Annotated in this window: 20 protein-coding genes and 1 tRNA gene; 4 read left to right on the top strand and 17 right to left on the bottom strand. The window is 62.3% G+C overall.

The window, feature by feature from the left end; all coding sequences use genetic code 11:
* The first annotated feature begins 135 nt into the window (after positions 1 to 135).
* On the top strand, positions 136 to 855 hold the full coding sequence (locus O1Y97_RS21035) for a hypothetical protein (protein ID WP_263007811.1): 720 nt from the start codon (positions 136 to 138) through the stop codon (positions 853 to 855).
* A gap of 190 nt (positions 856 to 1,045) precedes the next feature.
* Positions 1,046 to 1,999 carry a nucleotidyltransferase family protein gene (locus tag O1Y97_RS21040; RefSeq protein ID WP_263007812.1) on the top strand — a complete coding sequence of 318 codons (954 nt, stop codon included), beginning with the start codon at positions 1,046 to 1,048 and terminating at the stop codon, positions 1,997 to 1,999.
* A gap of 71 nt (positions 2,000 to 2,070) precedes the next feature.
* On the opposite strand, the gene ppdK is transcribed toward O1Y97_RS21040, so the two are convergent.
* Entirely contained in the window at positions 2,071 to 4,737 is a 2,667-nt protein-coding gene (gene ppdK, locus O1Y97_RS21045; RefSeq protein ID WP_263007813.1) for a pyruvate, phosphate dikinase, read from the bottom strand.
* A gap of 206 nt (positions 4,738 to 4,943) precedes the next feature.
* Here ppdK and O1Y97_RS21050 point away from each other — a divergent pair, with 206 nt between their 5' ends.
* Positions 4,944 to 5,279, top strand: coding sequence for a VOC family protein (locus O1Y97_RS21050; protein WP_263007814.1), 336 nt, complete (start codon positions 4,944 to 4,946; stop codon positions 5,277 to 5,279).
* Between the two features lie 119 nt (positions 5,280 to 5,398).
* Positions 5,399 to 5,473: transfer RNA gene (locus O1Y97_RS21055), tRNA-Gln, on the top strand.
* A gap of 376 nt (positions 5,474 to 5,849) precedes the next feature.
* On the opposite strand, the gene O1Y97_RS21060 is transcribed toward O1Y97_RS21055, so the two are convergent.
* From O1Y97_RS21060 to O1Y97_RS21135, 16 genes are all read right to left on the bottom strand, one after another.
* Positions 5,850 to 6,482: a helix-turn-helix domain-containing protein gene (locus tag O1Y97_RS21060; protein ID WP_318762264.1), complete on the bottom strand. Its 633-nt coding sequence runs from the start codon at positions 6,480 to 6,482 to the stop codon at positions 5,850 to 5,852.
* Positions 6,483 to 6,630: 148 nt separating this feature from the next.
* Positions 6,631 to 7,233 (bottom strand): HupE/UreJ family protein, encoded by a 603-nt coding sequence (locus O1Y97_RS21065; RefSeq protein WP_263007815.1) that lies wholly within the window; start codon positions 7,231 to 7,233, stop codon positions 6,631 to 6,633.
* Between the two features lie 39 nt (positions 7,234 to 7,272).
* On the bottom strand, positions 7,273 to 8,151 hold the full coding sequence (locus O1Y97_RS21070) for an urease accessory protein UreD (RefSeq protein ID WP_263007816.1): 879 nt from the start codon (positions 8,149 to 8,151) through the stop codon (positions 7,273 to 7,275).
* Positions 8,148 to 8,795, bottom strand: coding sequence for an urease accessory protein UreG (ureG, locus tag O1Y97_RS21075; RefSeq protein WP_263007817.1), 648 nt, complete (start codon positions 8,793 to 8,795; stop codon positions 8,148 to 8,150). Before ureG ends, O1Y97_RS21070 begins: the two co-directional genes overlap by 4 nt.
* Positions 8,796 to 8,799: 4 nt before the next feature.
* On the bottom strand, positions 8,800 to 10,512 hold the full coding sequence (gene ureC / locus O1Y97_RS21080; protein ID WP_267322175.1) for an urease subunit alpha: 1,713 nt from the start codon (positions 10,510 to 10,512) through the stop codon (positions 8,800 to 8,802).
* A 14-nt stretch (positions 10,513 to 10,526) separates the two neighbouring features.
* Positions 10,527 to 11,222 carry an urease subunit beta gene (locus O1Y97_RS21085; protein WP_263007822.1) on the bottom strand — a complete coding sequence of 232 codons (696 nt, stop codon included), beginning with the start codon at positions 11,220 to 11,222 and terminating at the stop codon, positions 10,527 to 10,529.
* Between the two features lie 15 nt (positions 11,223 to 11,237).
* Complete coding sequence (locus tag O1Y97_RS21090; protein ID WP_263007823.1) at positions 11,238 to 11,921, bottom strand: urease accessory protein UreF; 684 nt, start codon at positions 11,919 to 11,921, stop codon at positions 11,238 to 11,240.
* The gene (gene ureE / locus O1Y97_RS21095; RefSeq protein WP_263007824.1) at positions 11,918 to 12,370 is read right to left on the bottom strand and encodes an urease accessory protein UreE; all 453 of its coding nucleotides are present in this window, start codon (positions 12,368 to 12,370) and stop codon (positions 11,918 to 11,920) included. Before ureE ends, O1Y97_RS21090 begins: the two co-directional genes overlap by 4 nt.
* Before the next feature lie 72 nt (positions 12,371 to 12,442).
* Positions 12,443 to 13,138: an urea ABC transporter ATP-binding subunit UrtE gene (gene urtE, locus O1Y97_RS21100; RefSeq protein WP_263007832.1), complete on the bottom strand. Its 696-nt coding sequence runs from the start codon at positions 13,136 to 13,138 to the stop codon at positions 12,443 to 12,445.
* Positions 13,131 to 13,928 (bottom strand): urea ABC transporter ATP-binding protein UrtD, encoded by a 798-nt coding sequence (gene urtD, locus O1Y97_RS21105; protein WP_263007825.1) that lies wholly within the window; start codon positions 13,926 to 13,928, stop codon positions 13,131 to 13,133. The genes urtE and urtD overlap by 8 nt, the downstream gene beginning before the upstream one ends.
* A gap of 3 nt (positions 13,929 to 13,931) precedes the next feature.
* Positions 13,932 to 15,038 carry an urea ABC transporter permease subunit UrtC gene (gene urtC, locus O1Y97_RS21110; RefSeq protein ID WP_263007826.1) on the bottom strand — a complete coding sequence of 369 codons (1,107 nt, stop codon included), beginning with the start codon at positions 15,036 to 15,038 and terminating at the stop codon, positions 13,932 to 13,934.
* Positions 15,039 to 15,063: 25 nt separating this feature from the next.
* On the bottom strand, positions 15,064 to 15,954 hold the full coding sequence (gene urtB / locus O1Y97_RS21115) for an urea ABC transporter permease subunit UrtB (RefSeq protein WP_263007827.1): 891 nt from the start codon (positions 15,952 to 15,954) through the stop codon (positions 15,064 to 15,066).
* Between the two features lie 75 nt (positions 15,955 to 16,029).
* Positions 16,030 to 17,277 (bottom strand): transporter substrate-binding domain-containing protein, encoded by a 1,248-nt coding sequence (locus tag O1Y97_RS21120; RefSeq protein WP_263007828.1) that lies wholly within the window; start codon positions 17,275 to 17,277, stop codon positions 16,030 to 16,032.
* Between the two features lie 538 nt (positions 17,278 to 17,815).
* Complete coding sequence (locus tag O1Y97_RS21125; protein ID WP_263007833.1) at positions 17,816 to 18,424, bottom strand: ANTAR domain-containing response regulator; 609 nt, start codon at positions 18,422 to 18,424, stop codon at positions 17,816 to 17,818.
* Positions 18,425 to 18,435: 11 nt separating this feature from the next.
* A complete protein-coding gene (locus O1Y97_RS21130; protein WP_263007829.1) occupies positions 18,436 to 19,590 on the bottom strand; it encodes a transporter substrate-binding domain-containing protein in 1,155 nt (384 codons plus the stop codon).
* A gap of 385 nt (positions 19,591 to 19,975) precedes the next feature.
* A complete protein-coding gene (locus tag O1Y97_RS21135) occupies positions 19,976 to 21,109 on the bottom strand; it encodes an aminomethyltransferase family protein (RefSeq protein ID WP_263007830.1) in 1,134 nt (377 codons plus the stop codon).
* Between the last annotated feature and the right edge of the window lie 40 nt (positions 21,110 to 21,149).

Genomic DNA, 21,149 nt, shown 5'->3' on the forward strand with positions numbered 1-21,149 from the left:
TCGCAATGGCGCGATTGTCCAGCCTGACCACCGCCAAGCCGAGCCGGCAAAATGTCGGCGGCCACATTGCGGCCACGGTCCCGGTTAACCTTTATTACCGGCTGGTGTGGTGGGTAGAGTAATGTGAGGGATCACATGGATACGCAGCCGCGCGCGGAGGACGAAGTCCTGCCGCAGACCGACACGCAATCTGAACAGACTGTTGCGCCTGAGCAGGCCGATGCGGATGTCAGTGTGCAATTGGCCGGCGACGGGACGGTTGCCCCCGTCGAAGACGCAGAGGTCGAAGCTGATTCCCGGGCGGAAGCCAGCGAACCGGTCATGGAAGCGACGGAACCTCTCGAACTGTCGGCGGAAGAAACGCCCGGCATGATCGAACCCGCGATATTCGCCGAGGTATTCGAAGCCGAGCAATCGCCGGAGACGACAGCGACCGAGGTGGAGGAGCCGATGGCGGAGGTTTTCACCGACGAACCGGAAACTGTCGTGCTGTCGCCGGAAGAGCTCTCGCCCGGCAACGCGGACGACGCGACGATAGAACAAACACCTGCCAAAGGCCTGGAAATCGCCGCCACCGGGGTGACGGAAGAGGAATTCACGCAACTCGTGGACGACGCGCTCGAAGCTGTTGGCGGCATCCTGCTGTTCAAGATGCGCATCGACGACGACGGCGAAGACAAGCATGTCGCGGCCGCCTCGATCGGCGACGGCGCGCGCCGCCAGTTCCTGCTGCTTTCGCTACCTGTCAGCGGCGGCAAGCTGAAAGTCGAATCGGCATCGCGCAGCACCAGCCCGCTGGCAAAGCTCGCCGAAGCCTATGTCGGCGTGGTCGAGGCGTTCCGCGCCGCAGCCTGAAGAGACCGGCTCAGCGCACGCCTATGTCCGCGTGGCGTCGCCGGGCGGCTTTCCGACCCCTGATACCCTACGCGAGTTGCTGATGTGGGGTATTTAATATACCCTATGTGAAGTATCGCCGTAGGGTATCCTCATGCGCTTACCGCTTTCTGTTCATACGGCTTACCAAGATCTCCTTGAAGCGCACCGAATGCGCGACGTGAAGACCATCGCCGGGTCTCCGTTCCTCAAGGAGCTTCCGCAAGGCAAATACTGGTACGCACGGCAAAGAATTGGTGACAAGCCGATCGATCGCTACATTGGCCCGGACAGCGAAGACCTCCGCCAGCGCATCGCTCGAATGCGGGAAGATATCGAAGACGACAAGCGCTTTGAACGGCATTGCGCGCTTCTAGTGGCGCAACTGCGCGCTGCCGGGCTTGCTACGGTTGATCGCCAGACCGGAAGCATCCTGAACGCCATGGCGAGAGTTGGCGTGTTTCGGCTGGGTGGAACGCTGGTTGGAACACATGCGTTCCGGCTCTACGGCGCTGAACTGGGATTTGCCTTTTCCGGTACGCTAGCCGTCACCCAGGATGTCGACATCGCAGCGTTCGAAAATCTCAAACTGGCAATCGACGATCCGGTTGATCCATCTCTGGCCGAAACGTTCAAATCCCTGTCGCTTGAACCCGCGCCCGGACCTGACCCGAAAGGAAGGTCTACGCGGTGGCGCTTGAAAGGCGGCGGAGCGATGGTCGATTTCCTTGCGCCCCGCATGCAGAGCAAAAGTGAGATCGTCCGGCTCGAACCATTGAACGTCTACGCTCAGACGCTCCCATTCCTGAACTTCCTGATCGCGGAGCCGATACCGGCTGTGGCGCTTTATCGAAGTGGAGTTCTGGTTCAGGTCCCGAAACCCGAGCGCTATGCCGTGCACAAACTGATCGTCGCCCAACGGCGAACGGGACCGGGCTTGGCCAAAGTTGCAAAAGACCTGGCTCAAGCCGAAACGCTGGTACGCGTCCTGGTCGAAGATCGCCCGCAGGAACTGGCAATCGCTTACGAGATCGCCCTGAATAGCGGAATGAAGTGGCGCGAGGCCATCACGGCATCGCTCAAGCAACGGCCCGAAATCAACCGCCTGCTTGGCGAAATCACCTGATGCAGTTGGTTATGCCCAATACGCGGATTGGGTATAACCAAGAAGAATCAACCAGTTGATAGCAGCGACTGCTACCTTTGCGCCTTCACCGCTGCCTGCGCGGCCGCCAATCGTGCGATCGGCACGCGGAACGGCGAGCACGAGACATAGTCCAGCCCGACGCTTTCGCAGAAGCGGATCGAGGCGGGATCGCCGCCATGCTCGCCGCAGATGCCGAGCTTGATCTCGGGCCTTGTCGCCCTGCCCTTCTCGGCTGCGATCTTGACCAGTTCGCCGACGCCCTCGATGTCCAGCGAGACGAAAGGATCCTGCTCGATGATGCCCTTCTGGCGGTAGGTCTCGAGGAACGAGGCCGCATCGTCGCGCGAAATGCCGAAGGTGGTCTGCGTCAGGTCGTTGGTGCCGAAGGAAAAGAACTCGGCCGCCTCGGCAATCACATGAGCGCGGATCGCCGCTCGCGGCAGCTCGATCATCGTGCCGACGAGGTAGTCGATGTTGACGCCCGATTCCTGCATGACGCTCTTGGCAACCTGGTCGATTCGCGCCTTGACGTAGTCGAGTTCCTTCATCAGGCCGACCAGCGGCACCATGATCTCCGGCACCACAGGGCTGCCGGTCTTCTTGCCGGCCTCGACCGCCGCCTCGAAGATGGCGCGGGCCTGCATCTCGGCGATCTCGGGATAGGAGACGGCGAGACGGCAGCCGCGATGGCCGAGCATCGGGTTGAACTCGTGCAGCGCCTCGGTGCGCTGGCGCAGCTTGTCGGCCGAGACGTTCATCGCTTCAGCGACTTCGGCGATTTCTTCCTCGGTCTTGGGCAGGAATTCGTGCAACGGCGGATCGAGCAGGCGAATCGTCACCGGCAGTCCGGCCATGATCTCGAACAGCTCGATGAAGTCCGAGCGCTGCATCGGCAACAGTTTGGCAAGGGCCGTGCGCCTGTCCTTCTCGCTGTCGGCGAGGATCATCTCGCGCATGGCGACGATGCGGTCGCCGTCGAAGAACATGTGCTCGGTGCGGCACAGGCCGATGCCCTCGGCGCCGAAGGAGCGCGCCATGCGCGCATCCGCCGGCGTTTCGGCATTGGTGCGCACCTTCATGCGCCGCGCCGCATCGGCCCACTCCATGATCGCGGCAAAGTCGCCGGAAAGCTCCGGTTGCAGCATCGGCACCGAGCCCTTCAGCACCTGGCCGCTGGAGCCGTCGATGGTGATGATGTCGCCCTTGCGGAAGGTGTGGCCCATCGCCATCAGCGTGCCGGCGCGATAGTCGACGCGCAGCGAACCGGCGCCGGAGACGCAAGGCTTGCCCATGCCGCGGGCAACCACAGCCGCGTGGCTGGTCATGCCGCCGCGCGTCGTCAGGATACCTTCGGAGGCATGCATGCCATGGATGTCCTCGGGGCTGGTCTCGATGCGCACGAGGATGACCTTGCGCCCGGCCGACTTCAGTTCCTCGGCCTCGTCGGACGAGAACACGATCTCGCCGGTGGCGGCCCCTGGCGACGCCGGCAAGCCGACGGCGACGACCTCGCGCTGCGCCTTGGGGTCGATCGTCGGATGCAGCAACTGGTCCAGCGACGATGGATCGATCCGGCCGATCGCCTCTTCTTTCGTGATCAGACCCTCGCCGGCCATCTCGGCGGCGATCTTCAGCGCTGCCTTGGCGGTGCGCTTGCCCGAACGGGTCTGCAGCATCCACAGCTTGCCGCGCTCGATGGTGAACTCGAGGTCCTGCATGTCGCGGTAGTGCTGTTCGAGGCGATTGGAGATCGCCACGAAAGTGTTGAACGCTTCCGGCATCAGCTTCTGCAGCGACGGCTTATCGGAACCGGCGGCGATGCGTGCTGCTTCGGTGATGTTCTGCGGCGTGCGGATGCCGGCCACCACGTCCTCGCCCTGCGCGTTCACCAGGAACTCGCCATAGAGCATCTTCTCGCCGGTCGACGGGTTGCGCGTGAAGGCAACGCCTGTCGCCGAGGTGTCGCCCATGTTGCCGAACACCATGGCCTGGACGTTGACCGCCGTGCCCCAGTTCTCGGGAATGTCGTGCAGGCGGCGATAGGTGATGGCGCGGTGGTTCATCCAGCTCTGGAACACCGCGCCGATGGCTCCCCACAGCTGCTCGTGCGGGTCCTGCGGGAAGGAGCGGCCGAGCTCTTCCTCGACCTTGGCCTTGTAGAGCTTTATGACATTCTGCCACTGCACCGCCGTGAACTCGGTGTCGAGTTCGTAGCCGAGACGCGCCTTTTCTTCTTCGAGCAGTTCCTCGAAGACCTCGTGTTCGAGGCCGAGGACGACGTCGGAATACATGGTGATGAAGCGGCGGTAGCTGTCATAGGCAAAGCGCGCGTCGCCGGCATCGGCGGCCAGCGCCTCGACGGTGACGTCGTTGAGGCCAAGGTTCAGCACGGTGTCCATCATGCCCGGCATCGAGGCGCGGGCGCCCGAGCGCACCGAGACGAGCAGCAGCCTTTCGGGATCGCCGAAGCGGCGGCCGGTGATCGCACCGACATGGTCGAGAGCCGTGCGGACATCTGCCTCAAGCGTCTCGGGATAGCTGCGGCCATTGGCATAAAACCAGTTGCAGGCGGCGGTGGTGATGGTGAAGCCGGGCGGAACCGGCAGGCCGAGACTGCACATCTCGGCGAGATTCGCCCCCTTGCCGCCGAGCAGGTCGCGATCGCTCGAACGCCCCTCCGCCGCACCGTCGCCAAACCTGTAAACCCACTTGGTCATGCCTTCTCCTCGCCGACTGAGTGTGGAACAGGGCGGTGGCCGCCGCCCGCTTCTCGCGGCAGCGATATGATGCTGCGCTGCGAAAGGCAAGGCGCAGTTCCGCCACCTGATGTCCTACAATCGATTAATGGAGCGACCGACGGGGAAGCTTGCGGCAGCCATCTACCTCATATAGAACATATCGAGAACAATTCCTGGAGACGACAATGCGAAAGACGGGCAAACTCGACTACATCGAAATGGCAGCGGTCGGCGGCACGCTCGACCATGTCAAATCCTTCTACAGCGCAGCCTTCGGCTGGACCTTCACCGACTACGGCCCGGGCTATTCAGCCTTTGCCGAAGGCCTCGACGGCGGCTTCCAGGCCGAAGTATCGGCCAAGCCGCTGCCGATCCTCTATTCCGAGGCGCTGGAACAAACGCTCGCCGCGGTCGAGGACGCCGGCGGCACCGTCGTCAAGCCGATCTTCTCGTTCCCCGGCGGCCGGCGCTTCCACTTCGTCGATCCCGCAGGCAACGAGCTTGCCGTGTGGGGCGAATAGTCGGCACTTTGGCGGAGGAAAAGCGGCAAAGGCGCGATTGTGCTTTTGCCGCGCACTGAATATAAGGCGGCGGTCGATTGACTCGCCTGCGGCTAGATACTTGTCGGCCCGCGGCCTGTTGGGGCGTCGCCAAGCGGTAAGGCATCGGTTTTTGGTACCGACATTCCCAGGTTCGAATCCTGGCGCCCCAGCCACTGCATTCGCAAGCCATTGAGACCATTCATGGATTTCTGGCGAAGACAATCTAAGATAGGCAAGAATTCCGGGGAGCCCTCTCGGCCCGGATGATGCCTATCGCCTGGCTCGGCCACGGACAGCGTTCCGATGGCCATCCAACACGATCTCGGCCATCAGAATGCGGCCTAATTCTGGCTCTTCGCGCCCTTGAGCTATTTAAATAACTATATGATTTTGTTACCTAGTTTCAGAATTTTTCTTGCCAATTCCGCATTCCGGCGCGGTGATCAGGATAGGAGACATCCAGATGCGCGCACTGTCCCAGGACCTAAGAGTCCTCGCTGGCAATGCCGCTGAACGGATGGCCGCCACCTTGGCGCCAGGCATCCCTCGTCAATCCTCTCCGCCCTGCGGGTAGGCGATGATCGACAGGAAGCGGATCGGCAGCCGGGCCAGTCGCTCCGGGCCGTGCGGGGTGTCGGCTTCGAAGAACAGGCTGTCGCCGGGGGTCATATGGTAGAGGTTCGTGCCGTGCCGGTAGGTGATCTCGCCTTCGAGCAGGTAGAGAAACTCCATCCCCGGGTGCTGGAACAGCGGGAAGGTGTCGGTGTCGCTGGCCAGGGTGATGAGGTAGGGCTCGACCGACACCGTGCTGGAACCGGATCCGATATAGCCGAGGAGGTTGTATTGATGGCCCGCCCGGGTGCCGCGCCGCTCGACCCCGACGCCTGCGCCCGCCTTGACGAACACCGCGCTGCGCTCTTCCTCGAAGCTCCTGAGCAGCGCGGTCATCGGCACGCCGAGCGCCTGGGACAGCGCCTGCAATGTGGTCAGCGACGCCGAGATGACGCCGTTCTCGATCTTCGACATCATGCCGACCGAGATGTTTGCGGCGCCCGCAAGCTCGCTGGCCGTCATGCCATGGCGTTTGCGACAGGCCCGCACCTCCCGGCCGATCGCCGCCTGCAGCCCGTTCTCCCCAGGCGCGCGAACGGCGTGCGGGTCCTGCTGCAGCGGAACCGACACGACTTTCCTGCCGGCGACAGCCCCGCCCCGAAGGAACCCCACGGAGCGGGTCTGATGTAAAGGGGCTGAAGTACTCATCCAGGCACCTCATGCTGTTGGGCATATGCATGCTGCTGCGCTCGCGGAGCAGCAGATGGCTTCATCGGTCTCAGACGAGACCGGTCACCACGCCGACACCGGCGACGGCTGCCACTGCGCCGAGCGAACGAACAAAAAGCGCCCCCCTCGCCCCGCTCCTGCCATCGAGCAGCAAGCCGAAGCCAAGGCCCGCCGCATGCAGCATCGCGGTCGCCAGCACAAAGCCCAGGCCATAGGCCAGGCCGCTGACGCTCTCCGGCATCTCGGCGCCGTGGGCATAGCCGTGGAAGACCGCAAAGAAGCCGACCAGCGCCATGGCGGCCGCCACTCCGGCGCGCAGGTTGAAGGCGACAACGCCGCCGAGAACGACGATGGACAGGCCGATGCCGAGCTCGACGAAAGGCACGGCAATGCCGGCCAGGCCAAGTGCGCCGCCCAGCACCATCACCGATACGAAACTCGCCGGCACCAGCCAGCGGGCCCGGCCGGCCAGTTGCGACGCAAACAGGCCGACCATGACCATGGCAAGGACGTGGTCGAGCCCGCCCAGCGGATGGACAAAGCCATGGGTAAAGCCCTCGACATGGCCGAGGCCGGTATGGGCGTTGGCGAGGCTGGGCGCCAGGGCGAAGGCGGCCAGCGCGGCGGACCTGGCGAGAGACTTGCTGTTCATGATCGGCTTTCCTTCACGGTTGCGATGTGAGTGCGATTGTCATTTGCGTCGTGGCACGGGCCGGATGCCGAAGGCCGCGGCCACGGCGAGCTCGAAAAGGCTTTCGCCCATGCTGCGGGCGGCGATCGCATCGGCCGCCAGGCAGCGCAGGCCAAAGCCCGCCCCATTGGCAAGTGTGCTCACCCCTAAGATCGCCGAGGCCATGTCGTTCAGCGCCACAAGCGCTTCGGCCGTCGGAAGCCGGGTGGGATCGCCCAGCAGCATGAAGTTGGACACGACCTTCCAGCCGCCGATGGGCGAAGCCGGCCCTGCGAGATGCGCGCCGCTGACTTCGAGATTGTCCCGCACGAGCAGCCGGCCCGCGGCGTCGCGGATCGAGACATCGGAGCCAAGCCGGTCGAAGCAACGCAAGCGCCCCTCCGGATCGTGGCAGGTAAAGGCATCGGACAGTAGCAGTACGGCGCCGGGTGCGAGCCTGGCCCGCACTGTGCTTGAACTGGATGCGCCGGGAAACAGCACCAGCGGATCGGGCGTCAAGGCCAGGAACGCGTGCTCTTCCAGGACAATCTCGGTCTCCTGGTGCGCCGGCTGGCCGTGGCAATCATGCACCACGGTTGCCGCCTGGGTGGTGACATGGGCTGCCGCACCGGCGCCGAGCTCGTAGCGGCTCGTCAGCCTGTCGTCGCGATAGAGGCCCCCCGAGGAGGATTGCTGATAGACCGTCAGCAGCGACGGAATGGCCCTATCGAGCGCGAACGGCCGTGTCATGTGGAACGGGTAGCACACGAACTGGCGGCCCAGATGGGTGCGCGGCCCATGACGGGAGAAGGCGAGCTCGAAACGGCCACAGCGTGCCTCGGCCTGGCGCGGCTGTACCAGGACGTGAGCGGTACGCGGTTGGGGCCAATGGCTCGTCATCTGAACAACACGTCCGAGACGATGCGGTCGGCAATCGCGTCGACCCCGTCATTGCTGCGGCAATTGGTGAGCGCCATCGGCCGGCCAGCCCGCGCGGTGGCGGCTTGCGCTGCCATCGACGCGAGATCGACGCCGACATGGGGGGCGAGATCGGTCTTGTTGACCACCAGCAGGTCGCATTTGAGGACGCCGGGGCCCTTCTTGCGCGGAATGTCGTCGCCGCCGGCAACGTCGATGACGAACATCCACCAGTCGACAAGATCGAGCGAGAAGGTCGAGGCGAGATTGTCGCCGCCGCTCTCGATGAGGATCAGCTCGACATCGGGAAACAGCACTTCCAGATCGTCGGCGGCGGCGATGTTGAGCGTCGGATCCTCGCGGATGACGGTGTGCGGACAGGCGCCCGCCTCGACGGCTGCGACACGCGCCGGATCGATCAGGCCGGAGCGCCGAATGCGTTCGGCATCCTCGGCCGTCACCAGATCGTTGGTGACGATCGCCAGCGACACGCCGCGCTCGGCAAAGGCCGGGATCAGCCGTTCGATCAGTGCCGTCTTGCCGGAACCGACGGGTCCGCCGATGCCGATGCGGGCAGCCCCGACGCGCGAGGCCGACGGTGCAAAGGAAGAAGTCCTGACGTCCATGATATCACCTCAGCATGTAGCGTTGGGTCAGCGGCAGCTCATGCGCCGGCTCGCAGGTGGCCAATTCGCCATCGACAAAGACATCGAAGGTCTGCGGATCGACGCGGATGTTGGGGCAGGCATCGTTGTGCAGCATGTCCTTCTTCGTGAGGCCGCGATTGCCGCGCGAGGGCAGCAGCGCCTTCTTCAGATCGAGCGTCGCGGCAAGGCCCCGGTCGATGGCGAGCGGATTTACGAAGCAGGCCGAGAGCGCCTGCTTGGCGCGTCCGAAGGCGCCCCATTGCGGGCGCAGCAACAGCGGCTCGCAGGTCATCAGCGACGCGGCGCTGTCGCCCATGGCACCCCAGGCGATGAAGCCGCCCTTGATGACGAGCTCTGGCTTGATGCCGAAGAAAGCCGGCCGCCAGATCACGATGTCGGCCATCTTGCCGTCTTCGAGCGAACCGACATGCGCGGCGATGCCGAAGGTGCGGGCTGCATTGATGGTGTATTTGGCGACGTAGCGCTTGATGCGTTCGTTGTCGCCGAAGCGCGTCGCCTCCTCTGGCAGGCGGCCGCGCTGCTTCTTCATCTTGTCGGCGAGTTGCCAGGTGCGGCAGATCACCTCGTTGATGCGGCCCATGCCCTGGCTGTCGGAGCCGAGCATCGAGATCGCGCCGATATCGTGCAGGATATCCTCGGCGGCGATGGTCTGGGCGCGGATGCGGCTTTCGGCAAAGGCGACATCCTCGGGAATGGCCGGGTTGAGGTGATGGCAGACCATCGTCATGTCGAGGTGTTCGTCGAAGGTGTTGACGGTGTAGGGATTGGTCGGGTTGGTCGAGGACGGCAGGCACCACGGCACGCCGGCGACGCTGATGATGTCCGGGGCGTGGCCGCCGCCGGCACCTTCGGTGTGGTACATGTGGATGGTGCGACCGTTGATGGCGGCGAGCGTGTCCTCGAGGAAGCCGGATTCGTTCAGCGTGTCGGTATGGATCTGGACCGGGAAATCGAGCTGGTCGGCCACCGTCAGGCAGGTGTCGATCGAGGCCGGCATGGTGCCCCAGTCCTCGTGCAGCTTGAGGCCAAGGCAACCGGTCTCGATCTGCTCGACCAGCGAGGCCGGCTTGTGCGAATTGCCGCGGCCGAGAAAGCCGAAATTGATCGGCCATTCTTCCGCCGCCTGAAGCATCTTGCCGACATTGAACGGGCCGCCGCAATCGATGCCGACGGTGATCGGCCCGAGCGAACCGCCGAGCATGGTGGTGATGCCCGAGGCAATGGCATGCTCGCACAATTGCGCGCTGTCGAAATGGACATGCACGTCGAGCGCGCCGGCGGTGGCGATCAGGCCCTCGCAGTCGCGCACCGTGGTTGCCGCGGAGACGATCAGGCGCGGATCGACACCGTCCATGATCGCCGGATTGCCGGCCTTGCCGATGCCGACGATCTTGCCGTCCCTGATCCCGAGATCGCCCTTGACGATGCCGACCACGGCATCGATCACGGTGACATTGCACAACAGGAAGTCGAGCGCGCCCTCGGCACTGGTGACGCCGGCGGCAAGGCCGGCTCCGTCGCGCAAGGTCTTGCCGCCGCCATGCAGGCATTCGTCGCCATAGACGGCGAAATCCTTCTCGACGACGGCGACGAGCGAGGTGTCGCCGAGGCGAAAGCCGTCGCCGGTGGTCGGGCCATACATTGCCGCATAGTCGCGGCGTGACAGTGTTGCCATGGTCGTTCCTCCCCTCAGGCGCCGCGGAAGCCGCGGGCGCGGGCGTTATCAAGGGCAGCGGCCTTGACCGCCGCATCGTCGGCCGAGCCGTTCGACAGCCCGTTGAGGCCGGAGAGCTGTTGCTGCCCGCCGAAAGTGGTGAGCGGCACGTCCTTCTCCTGCCCCGGCTCGAAACGCACCGCCGTGCCCGCGGCAATGTCGAGCCGCATGCCGAAGGCAGCCGCGCGGTCGAAGTCGAGCGCCTTGTTGACCTCGAAGAAGTGGTAGTGGCTGCCGATCTGCACCGGACGGTCGCCGGTGTTGACCACCTTCAGCGTCAGCTTGCGGCGGCCGGCATTCAGCTCGATCTCGCCGTCTTCGGTGATGATCGCGCCGGGTTCGAGATCGTCGGCAACGGCACCGGCTGCCGGCCGCAGCGGCTCATGCACGGTGACCAGCTTGGTGCCGTCGCGGAACGTCGCCTCGATCTGCAACATCGGCAACATCGCCGCCACCCCTGGCATGACGTCGGCCTGGGTCAAGATGGCGGAGCCGAACGACATCATCTCGGCGACCGAGCGCCCTTCCCTGGCGCCTTCGAGAATCTCGTCGGAGATGATCGCGACGGCTTCGGGGTAGTTGAGCGACAAGCCTTTGGCCCGGCGTTTGCGCGCAAGTTCGGCCGCCGTGTAGATGGTCAGGCGTTCAAGTTCGGTCGGGGTAAGCAACATGGCGTGCGCTCCTCATCAATTGGAAAACAGGCGCTGGCCGGACGTGCCGTGCATGGCGACTGCGATCTCGCAAAGCGGCGTGAACGAACGCAGCGCCTCGCCATCCGCGACCGGCCTGCAGGCCGCGGCTTCGATCGCGGGTAGTGCCCGGGCCATCGAAGCCTGCGCGTCGATGGCCCCGATCAGGCCGAGCCGCACCGCAGCCGTCGCCAGCGAGGCGACCATCTGGTAGCCGCCGATCGCAACGGCCGTCGCCTCGTCGAGGCCAAGCGCCTGCCACACAAGGCCCTGGACGACGGCGAGGTGGCCGCAGGCGCTGCCATAACGGACCATTCCGCGATAGGCAGTCGCCCCCTTGGTTCCCAGGCGCCCATGGGTGGTCAGGAGGGCCGTGCCGTTGCGGCGCGAGCCCGACCGCAGCCCCTCCACGAAGGTCGAGGCCTCGACCTCGCGGTCCAGTTCGGCAAGCGCGTCGAGATCGCCGGCAAGCCGATACGCCCGCACCAGCGCGACACGGTCCGCATCGGCCCAGCGGTGGCGGATCTGGGTGTCGACGAAATCGGCGAATTCGAACACGCCCAACCGGTCGGCCAGCGATGACGATGCCTCGAGCCCTTGCGAAAAGGCAAAGCCGCCTGATGGGAATTGCCCGTCGGCATGCTGCAGGGCGACGAGCAGGTTCGTTGCGGAAAGGCTCATTCGGCCTCCTCGCTCAGCTTGACCCGACCGCCGGAAATCAACGGCTCGATGCGCGCGGCATAGGCCGAGGCGGGCCCGTCCTGCGCCACCAGAAGATCCTCACCGTCGAAACGCACCCGCCAGTGGAGATTGCCGGCGTGATAGCCGAGTTCCAGCGCATCGCTGGCCGAGTGCGGCGTGATCCTCAGCCAGCGCTGCTCGCCGGCCCTGACTATCACCGCGCGATGGTCGTCGAGCACAAGCACGGCACCATCGTGCAGCTTCTGGTCGCGCGGCAAGGTGATCGCCACCTCCTCGCCCTTGTCCGTCCGCGCCATCAGCCGCCGCCGGTCGAGATCGCCGGCCGCAACCGTCACGAACTCGACCGCATGGTGATGTTCGAGATGGTGGATGGCCTCGTGCAAGCCCGGATCGCTTCGGCTGCCTACAACGCTTTCAACTCGCAGCATCTCAAAATCCTTTCTGCGCTAGACCACTCGTCGGTGCCATCGGATATCCCGACCACCAAAGCCACTTCGGCTCTACAGGCTCATATGCTTGTGGATCAGCTCGTTGCTGAGGTCGGCAGTTTCGCCGGCTGCCGCGATTTGTCCCTTTTCGAGGATGGCAAATCGATGCGCAGCGGTACGCGCAAAGCGTATCTTCTGCTCGACGAGGATGATGGTCAGCCCATGATCCCGGTTGAGCGACATGATCGCTTTTTCGATATGCTCGACTATGTTTGGCTGGATGCCCTCAGTCGGTTCATCAAGGACAAGAATGCTTGGATCCGTGGCGAGTGCCCGGGCAATCGCCAGTTGCTGCTGCTGGCCGCCGGAAAGGTTGGTGCCACGTCGGTTCAGATGATCTTTCAAGAAGGGAAACAGGGTCCAGACCAAGGGAGGGACCGACATCTGGCGATCCGCCCGCGCGTTGCAGCCAAGCAGGATATTGTCGAGCACGCTGAGCCCTGGCACGATTTCACGCCCCTGGGGCACATAACCGATGCCGCGCCGCGCACGTTCATAGGTAAGGTCCCGGCTGATCTCGGTACCTTCGAATTCGATCGCGCCCTTGGTCTGCACGGTGATGCCGAGCAGGCTGCGCAACAGGGTCGTCTTGCCCACACCGTTGCGCCCCATGATGCAGAAAACCTCGCCCTTGCGGATTTCAAGATTGAGATCGTGGATGATGTGGCTGGTTCCGTAGAACACGTTGAGGTCTTTGAATTTAAGCATGGCTGAGCGTCGCCGATCCAAGATAGGCCTCGATGACCGCGGGGTTGCGTTCGATCTCCTCCGCGGTTCCCTCGGCAAGTACTGATCCCTGGTGCATCACGGTAATGGTCCGGCAGATGCGGCGGACGAATGCCATGTCGTGTTCGATCACCAGCACCGTGTGTTGGCCCGCAAGGTCGAGCAGCAACTCGGCCGTCTTGTCGGTTTCGGCCGAGGTCATCCCTGCGGCGGGCTCGTCGAGGAGAATGATCTTGGGGTCCTGGCTCAGGACCATTGCCAGTTCGAGCCATTGCAGTTGACCGTGCGACAGTTCCGATGCCTTGCGCTTCATCGAACCGAGCAACCCGGTCCTTTCTGCGACGGCGACCTCCCTGTCGCTTGGCCTGGGCTTCACCCGTTCGAACAGGTTCTGGAAAACACGGACCCTGCGGTTGCTGGCAACCTGCAGGTTTTCCAGCACGGTCATGTCCTTGAAAACCGTTGGCGTCTGGAACTTGCGGCCGACGCCGCTCCTTGCAATGGCAGCCTCGCCGATGCCGGTGATGTTGCGGTCATGCAGCCAGATCTCGCCCTCGGACGGCAGCGTCTTGCCGCAAAGGAGGTCGAGCAAGGTCGACTTCCCGGCACCATTGGCGCCGATGATCACCCTGAGTTCGCCATCGGCGATCGACAGATCGACGTCGCGAACGGCGGGAAATTCGTCGAACCTCACCGTCAGATTCTGCGTCCGCAGGATGGGGGCAGCTGATGCCAGTGCCGCAGTTCGAGATGGCCTGTGAAGGGCATTCATCAATCATGCCTCCCTTGCGGACAGTTCGGCCTCGGCAAAGCGCTCGGCCTTGCCGGAGCGTTCGACCAAAGCCTTGAATATCCCGGCAATCCCGTTCGGCATGAACAGAACGACGAAGACAAAAAGCAGACCCAAAATGATCGGCCAGACCGGCTGGAAGGTGGCGCTTTCGCTGGCAAGGGAGCCGACGAAATTGACGATCAGAGCGCCGATACAGGCGCCGAGCAGGGATGCACGGCCACCTGTCGCAGCCCAGATCACCATCGAGATGCTCAATGACGTCGCCATCAGCGACGGCGTGGCGAATTCGGAGGTCAGGGTGAACAGCATTCCCGCCAGGCCGGCGACACCGGCCGAAACGCAGAAGATGAAGAGCTTGTAATTCTCGACGTCGTAGCCGAGGTAGCGGGCGCGCGCTTCGTCCTCGCGAATGGCCTTGAGGACCTGGCCTATCCGCCCCGACAGCATGTAGCGGGCCAGGAGGATCACCGCGAGGAGCGTGAGCGCGACGGTGTAGTACGCGCTTGGGCCGTAGGGGTCGAATTCAAAGCCGCCAATTTCCAGCAGCGCAAGGTTGGCGAGGCCGTTGAAGCCGCCGGTGAGCGGCTGGTTGTTGATGATCAGCAACTGGCCGATCAAGGCGAAGGCCAGCGTGATGATGCTGACATAGACGCCGGTCGTCCGTCGCTTGAACATGACATAGCCGATCGCGGCAGCCAGTACGCACGGCACGACGATCGCAGCAATCATGCCGACCGTGATGGATCGAAATGGAATCCACAGGAACGATCCGGTGGTGACGCAACATAGATCGCGGACAGCATCCGGCTCCATGTTGAGAAGCATGAGTTGCGGTACCGGATTGTTTTCCGGTACGGCCAGGGTCAGCGACATCGCCAGCATGTAAGCGCCCATGCCGAAAAAAAGTCCCTGGCCGAGGCTCAGGATGCCGGCATAGCCCCACGACATGCTGATGCCGATCGCACAGATCGAATAGACAAGGTAAGTCGCGACACGGTTGGTCCAGAAGCTGTTGAGCACGAGCGGAAGCGCAAGCACAACGGCGAAGAACACTATGTATGCGATTATGGAAGCGGTGCGGTATGTCATGCGCTCGTCCATGTTGCAGCCAAGCTCAGCGGCTCTTGGTGACGAAGAGGCCCTGAGGCTTGAAGAGGAGAATGAGGATCACGACGGTGAACAGGACCGTTCGCCCGTAGACGTCGTTTGCCCAGGTGGCGACGAAGCTCTGGACTTCGCCGAGAATGCCTGCCGAGGCGAAGGTGCCGAGCAGATGGCCAACGCCGCCGGCGACGACAACGAGAAAGGCATCGACGACATAAGGCGTTCCCATGTCGGGTGACACGGTCTTGAAACCCGACACCAGCACGCCCGCAATGCCCGCAAGTCCGGAGCCATAGGCGAACGCCAGCATATTGACGCGCTTGTCGTTGATACCGCAGGCCGCCGCAGTATTCCTGGCAACCGAAACGGCCCGAAGCTGGCTGCCAAATCGCGTCCTGAAGATCAGCAGCCAACTGATAGCGCCCAACGCCAGGGCGGCCACGAACACGAAGGCTCGGTAGACCGGTATGTTGGCGCCGAAGACACGTATGGCCTGCTGCAGTTCGGCTGGAACAGGGACGTTCTGAAGGTCCGAGCCGAGGCCATCGATCTCGATGCCGAAGAGCCCGAGCCCAAAGTGAATTCGGATGAGTTGCTGCAGTATGAGCGCAATGCCCCAGGTTGCCAGCAAGGTGTCGAGCAGCCGCCCGTAGAGCCTGCGAACGACTGTTCGCTCGATGATCAGCCCGAAGGTCGCTGTCACCAGGAACGCCAGCGGCAGGCAGAGATAGATGTTGAAGCCAAGGTGCTTGGTCGCCAGGACCGTGGTGTAGGCCCCGATCATCACCATCTCGCCATGGGCCAGGTTGATGACGTTCATGGTGCCGTAGATTATCGCCAGGCCAAGGGCGACCATGAAAAGTATCGATGCGATACTCAGGCCGATGACAAATGTTTCCATGCCGCTTTCATCCGCGTCTGTCGAGGGATCGTGCCGGCGCGAGCATCCGCGCCGGCAAAGCTGGCTGATCGAGGACTAGAGGGTCGCCCCGCTTGTCGCGCAGACCCGCTTCTCGGCCGTCTCGCCGACACTCGAGTACGGCAGCGGCACAAGCGGCTCGGCATACTGATCGACTACGTCGAGCAGGCCGTCCGCACGGGTCTTGCCGATGCGCGGCGTCAGGTAGCTGTGCAGGTTGTCGGGATCGACCGTGACCTTGCCCTGCGGCGCGTCGAAGGACAGGCCGCCAACACTGGCAACAATGGCCTCCGGCGCGAGATCACCGGCCTTTTCTGCCGCCATTGCCCACATGTTGACGCCGATATACACCGCCTCCATCGCCGCGTGGGTTACAGCGTCGGCTCCGGCGTAGGCCTTGAATGCCTCGACGAAAACCTTGTTCTGCGGTGTGTCGACGGTCTGGAAATAGGGCAGCGAAACATAGCTTCCCAGCGCGTATTCAGGACCCATCGCCTTGATCTCGACTTCGGTTGTCGTCGAAGAACACAAAGGCAGCTTGTCGAAGTCGTAGCCCTGGTTGCGCAGCTCCCGGTAGAAGGCAACGATGGAGTCGCCCACGACGTTGGAGAAGATGACGTCTGCGCCGCTCGAACCGATCTTCGAGACCATGGACGCCCATTCGGTATGCCCGAGCGGGAGGTATTCGTCGCCGACAACCTCCATGCCGATCCTTTGGCAGATCGTCTTCGAGGTCTTTGCCATCCCGCGGGGAAAGGCATAGTCGGAGCCAACGATGAAGACCTTGTTCTTGCCGAGGCTCTTTTTCAGCCACGGCAGGGAATTTTCCAGCTGCTGGTTGGGCACTGCCGAGCCGGCGTAGAGCACGTTTTTGGAGCACTCCTCGCCCTCGTACCAGGTCGGCCAGACCAGCAGGCCCTTGCGCCGCTCCACGACCGGCAGGACAGCCTTGCGGCTGGCTGTGGTGTAGCAGCCGAAGATCACGGGAACCTGGTCTTCGATCGTGAGCTTGCGCGCCTTTTCGCTGTATATGCGCGGCTCGGATGCCGGGTCTTCGATGATGGCACGCAGCTGGCGGCCAAGAACGCCACCCTTGGCGTTGATTTCGGCAATCGCCATCTGGGCGCATTGGTTCATCGATTTCTCGACGATCGCCGTGGTGCCCGTCAGCGAATACATGATGCCGACGGGAATCTCATTTGCCGCCCAGGCCTTGCCCCCGAGACGCAGGATCGCCGGAGCTGCCAGTCCGACAGCCGCAAGACCCGATGCTTTAAGAAACGTACGTCGATCTTGGTTCTTCATTGTTCCTCCTGTTCGCATCTATGTGCGATTTATTTTTAGGAAGCCGCCCCATTCGCGGCCGTGCAGAACGTGTATTAGAACGATGTAATAATCAAAACTTATTCAGTATTTTTTCGCTCCTCCTGATATTTAGAAAGCTTAACTCCAAATCATACCATTCACTTCTCCGAAATAGTTGCGGAACACACGCGATAAGAATTTGGTTTTATTTTCTTGTTATTTACTATTACTACAGACATCCCTTTTCAGACGAACGAACGCTTGACTGACGATCCGGCACGCATGACGCCGAAACAGGTATCCGACTTTGGCCAAAGCAATGCCGCGCACGCGTTCGCACGCGCTGACCAATGAGCGTCGGGAATAGCTGTAAACTGAACCAACGGCTGCCAACGGCCCTGTCGGGAACAGCCGAAAACAAAAAAACCCGCCAACTCCGTTCAGGAGTCTTGCGGGCTACACAGCCTGTCAGTGCTGACGACCTTGTCTCGCACCGGATCGACGCTCAGGCTTCACCCGGCGTCAATTATTTTTCATTCTAGTCACGCATCTCTTTGAAGGTCAAGAGCTCATGTGCATTGATGATCGCACTCGCCAGATCGTCCATCGGAACGCGCTTTGCCATCGCCTGCCGACGAATGTTTTCGTAGGCATCATGCTCGCTAAGCCCTTGTGTTTCCATCAGAATACTCTTGGCCCGCAAGATCCGATTGTTTCCGGCCAGCTTTCGTTCGAGCTTGCGGATTCTCTTGCCCGCATTCTGTCGCTCCAGCCAAAGCGCGCGTGCGATCGTCAGGTTGGTCAGTAAGCCGAACGGGCGGATCGGCCGCTCGATGACTGCCAGCGCACCGCATTCCAGGACCACCTGAAGTGTGCTTGGGTCTTCGTAGGTGACCACCGCCAGCAAGGCGGGGTCGGACGGCTGCACCGGTCGAAACAGGCGCAGGATCTTTTCCCGGTTCTCCTGCTCGATCGAAACCAGGACCACCACCGCCGAGGGGCTTATGGCATCAGGCAGAGGCCAGGTCGTCTCACAGCTGCAGCCAATGCGGCGAAGATGCTCGATCAATGCCAATCCCTCCGAGTCCGGCGGATGGATGACTTGAACGCGCAAGCCTTTCAGGTCCTGGAGTATCCTGGCTGGCACCGAACGATCCACTATGCTTTGCGTTGCAGCTGATGTGGTTTGCTCATCCAATCATCGAATGACGCGGTGACGAAGTAAGGATCCGGCCTGACTCTCGTTTCGGATTGCCAGATGACGTCGAACTTGCCCTCCGAATTGACACGCCCGATCCGTGACCAGAGTTCTGTGTGGTGATTATCGGGGTCAATCCGTATGCGGCCTTGCGGCGCATCGAATTCCAGCCCGGCCAAGTGTTTGGCCAAAGCCTCAGGCTCATCCGTACCGGCCAATTCCAGAGCATTGGCGTAGAGATGAACCTGAAAATAGGCGGCCTCGGCGCCTGCCGTGACAGGAGCATTGGGGCCGAAGCGTTTTTTGTAGGCGGAAACAAACCGCCGCGCCTGTGGCGTGTCCAGAGTTTCGAAGAACGACGCCGAAGTCAGATGCCCCGCAGCAACCTCGGGCGCCATCTCGGCAACTTCGGCTTCGGTTGTCGTCAGGCTCGCGATCGGCATGGTCTCGACGTCAAAGCCGGCCTCTTTGTAGGCCTCGTAAAGCATGACCGCGCCGGTGCCCACCACCGTCGACACCACGATGTCCGGCTTCAGCTTCTTGATCTGCTTGATGACCCGGTCGAAATCCTTGCGGACGGCTTCGACAGGGACATAGATCTCGTCGAGAATGGTCCCGTTGGCCCTCGTCACAAGATCCATGACGACACGGTTGTACTCGTAGGGGAACACGTAGTTCGAGCCGACCAGGAGGAACCGCTTGCCGTAATTCTCTATCAGATACCGCGCGAGCTGGACCGCATTCTGGTTCGATGAGGAACCCGTGTAGAAACAACGTGTCGAGTACTCGAACCCCTCGTAGAAAGTTGGGTAGAACAGCAGTCCTCGGTAGGATTCTATTTCCGGGAGGACAGCCTTTCGCGCCGACGACATATAGCATCCGAAAATGATCTTGATGCCATCCTCGGCGAGAAGACGAACGGCGAGTTCCTGATATTTCTTGGCAGAACATTCCGGGTCATAAAAAACAGGCTTGATCGGTCGCCCCCGAACGCCGCCGGCTGCGTTGATCTCTTCTGTTGCCAGGCGTGTCGCATTCGCTTCCGCCATCTCGGCCGCAGCAGTTACCCCGCTGCTGGAGAACAAGACGCCAATACGCCAGTCGACATTTGCCATGCGATCTATGCCACCAATTGAGCAGGCCGAAACAAAGTACTCCGGTCATCAGCGTGAGCCGGACAGATTCTGCTTGGGGAGATTTGGGAAACGCCACTGTTTCCGGTGTCATAGAAATATCCTGCCGGCCGAAGAAAGGCAACGCGCTTGGGCAGCGTTACGTGTCAGGACCGTCAATCCAAACCGGCACTGCCCGTCGGGTCGCCTGAGCACACGGCTCCAGCCCCTTCGACTGATGGTCCTGCTTGCCTCACAGCCCAAGCCTCACATGGATCTGCAATCAATCCGCAACGTCTGGTGAAGCGTTCGCGAGGGGGATCCGCCTGAGGTTGCCAGCGTTGCCAACACCAGGCTCACATCGATCCCCCGCTACCATCTTCGGATATTACCCCTTTGCGGTCCGTTTTTTCTTTTCCGGATCGTCGAAGGTCAGCGTGTGAGCGATCGCGTTAGCCCGCAGCGACTTGCCGCGGACTTCCAGCTTTACGCCTTGCTTGGCATAGGGCACATCGAGACGGGCGATCGCCATCGATCGCTTGGTCAGCTTCGAATAGGACGGGCAGGTGATGACGCCGACCTTCTTGCCGTCGGCCCAGACCTCGTCGCCGAGATCGGCCATCTGGTCGCCCTCGATCAGCATGCCGAAGATCTTGAACCGCTCCTTGCCCTTCTGGCGATAATGCTCTTCCGCCCCCCGGAAGCCGGTCTTGCCAGGCGATACCGTGAAATCGAGGCCGAGTTCCCACAGGCTGTCTCCAACCGGCTCTCCTGCAATCGGGTACATCTGGGAATTGTCGTAGGGATAAAACAGCAGGTAGCTCTCGACCCGCAGCAGGTCGAGCGTGCTGAAGCAGCACGGGATGATACCCATATCCTTGCCTTCGGAAAGGATCGTATCCCAGACAAGCCGCGCATCCTGGCCGCGCACGAAAATCTCGTAGCCGCGCTCGCCGGTGTAGCCCGTGCGCGAGATCGTCACCGGAGCGCCGAACAGCGTGGTGTGGATGTGGTTGAAATAATTGAGGTCGCGGATTCCGGGCACGTGTTTGGCCAAGAAATCGACTGCCAGAGGTCCCTGCAGCGATAGATCGTGAAGGTCGTCGTCGAACAGCACGGCACAATTGCGCCCGGCGGCCTGCTTGATGATCTCCTCATGCGCCGTGCCGGTTCCGCTGACCAGCATCCAGGCGTTGGGTCCGTTGCGATACAGCACGCAATCGTCGGTCAGGTGGCCGCGCTCGTTGAGGATAGCGGCATAGACCGAACGGCCCGGCTGGATCTTGGCCACACTGCGGGTCGTGATGTACTCGAGGATCGCAATCGCGTGCGGCCCGATCAGGTGCATCTTCCGCAATCCTGAAACGTCCATCAGGCCGGCCCTGGTGCGGATCGCGACGTGCTGGTCGAACGGATCGGCGTCGTAGGTCCAGGCTGTTCCCATGCCGCTCCAATCCTCGAGATTGGAGCCGAGTGCTCGGTGACGATCGCCAAGGGCGGTAAAACGCCAGCTCAAGGTCATCTTGTTCCTCCGGTCATTTTGGCAAACAGGTTTCGTACCG

Source organism: Aminobacter niigataensis, from assembly GCF_946995915.1.
GTDB lineage: Bacteria > Pseudomonadota > Alphaproteobacteria > Rhizobiales > Rhizobiaceae > Aminobacter > Aminobacter niigataensis.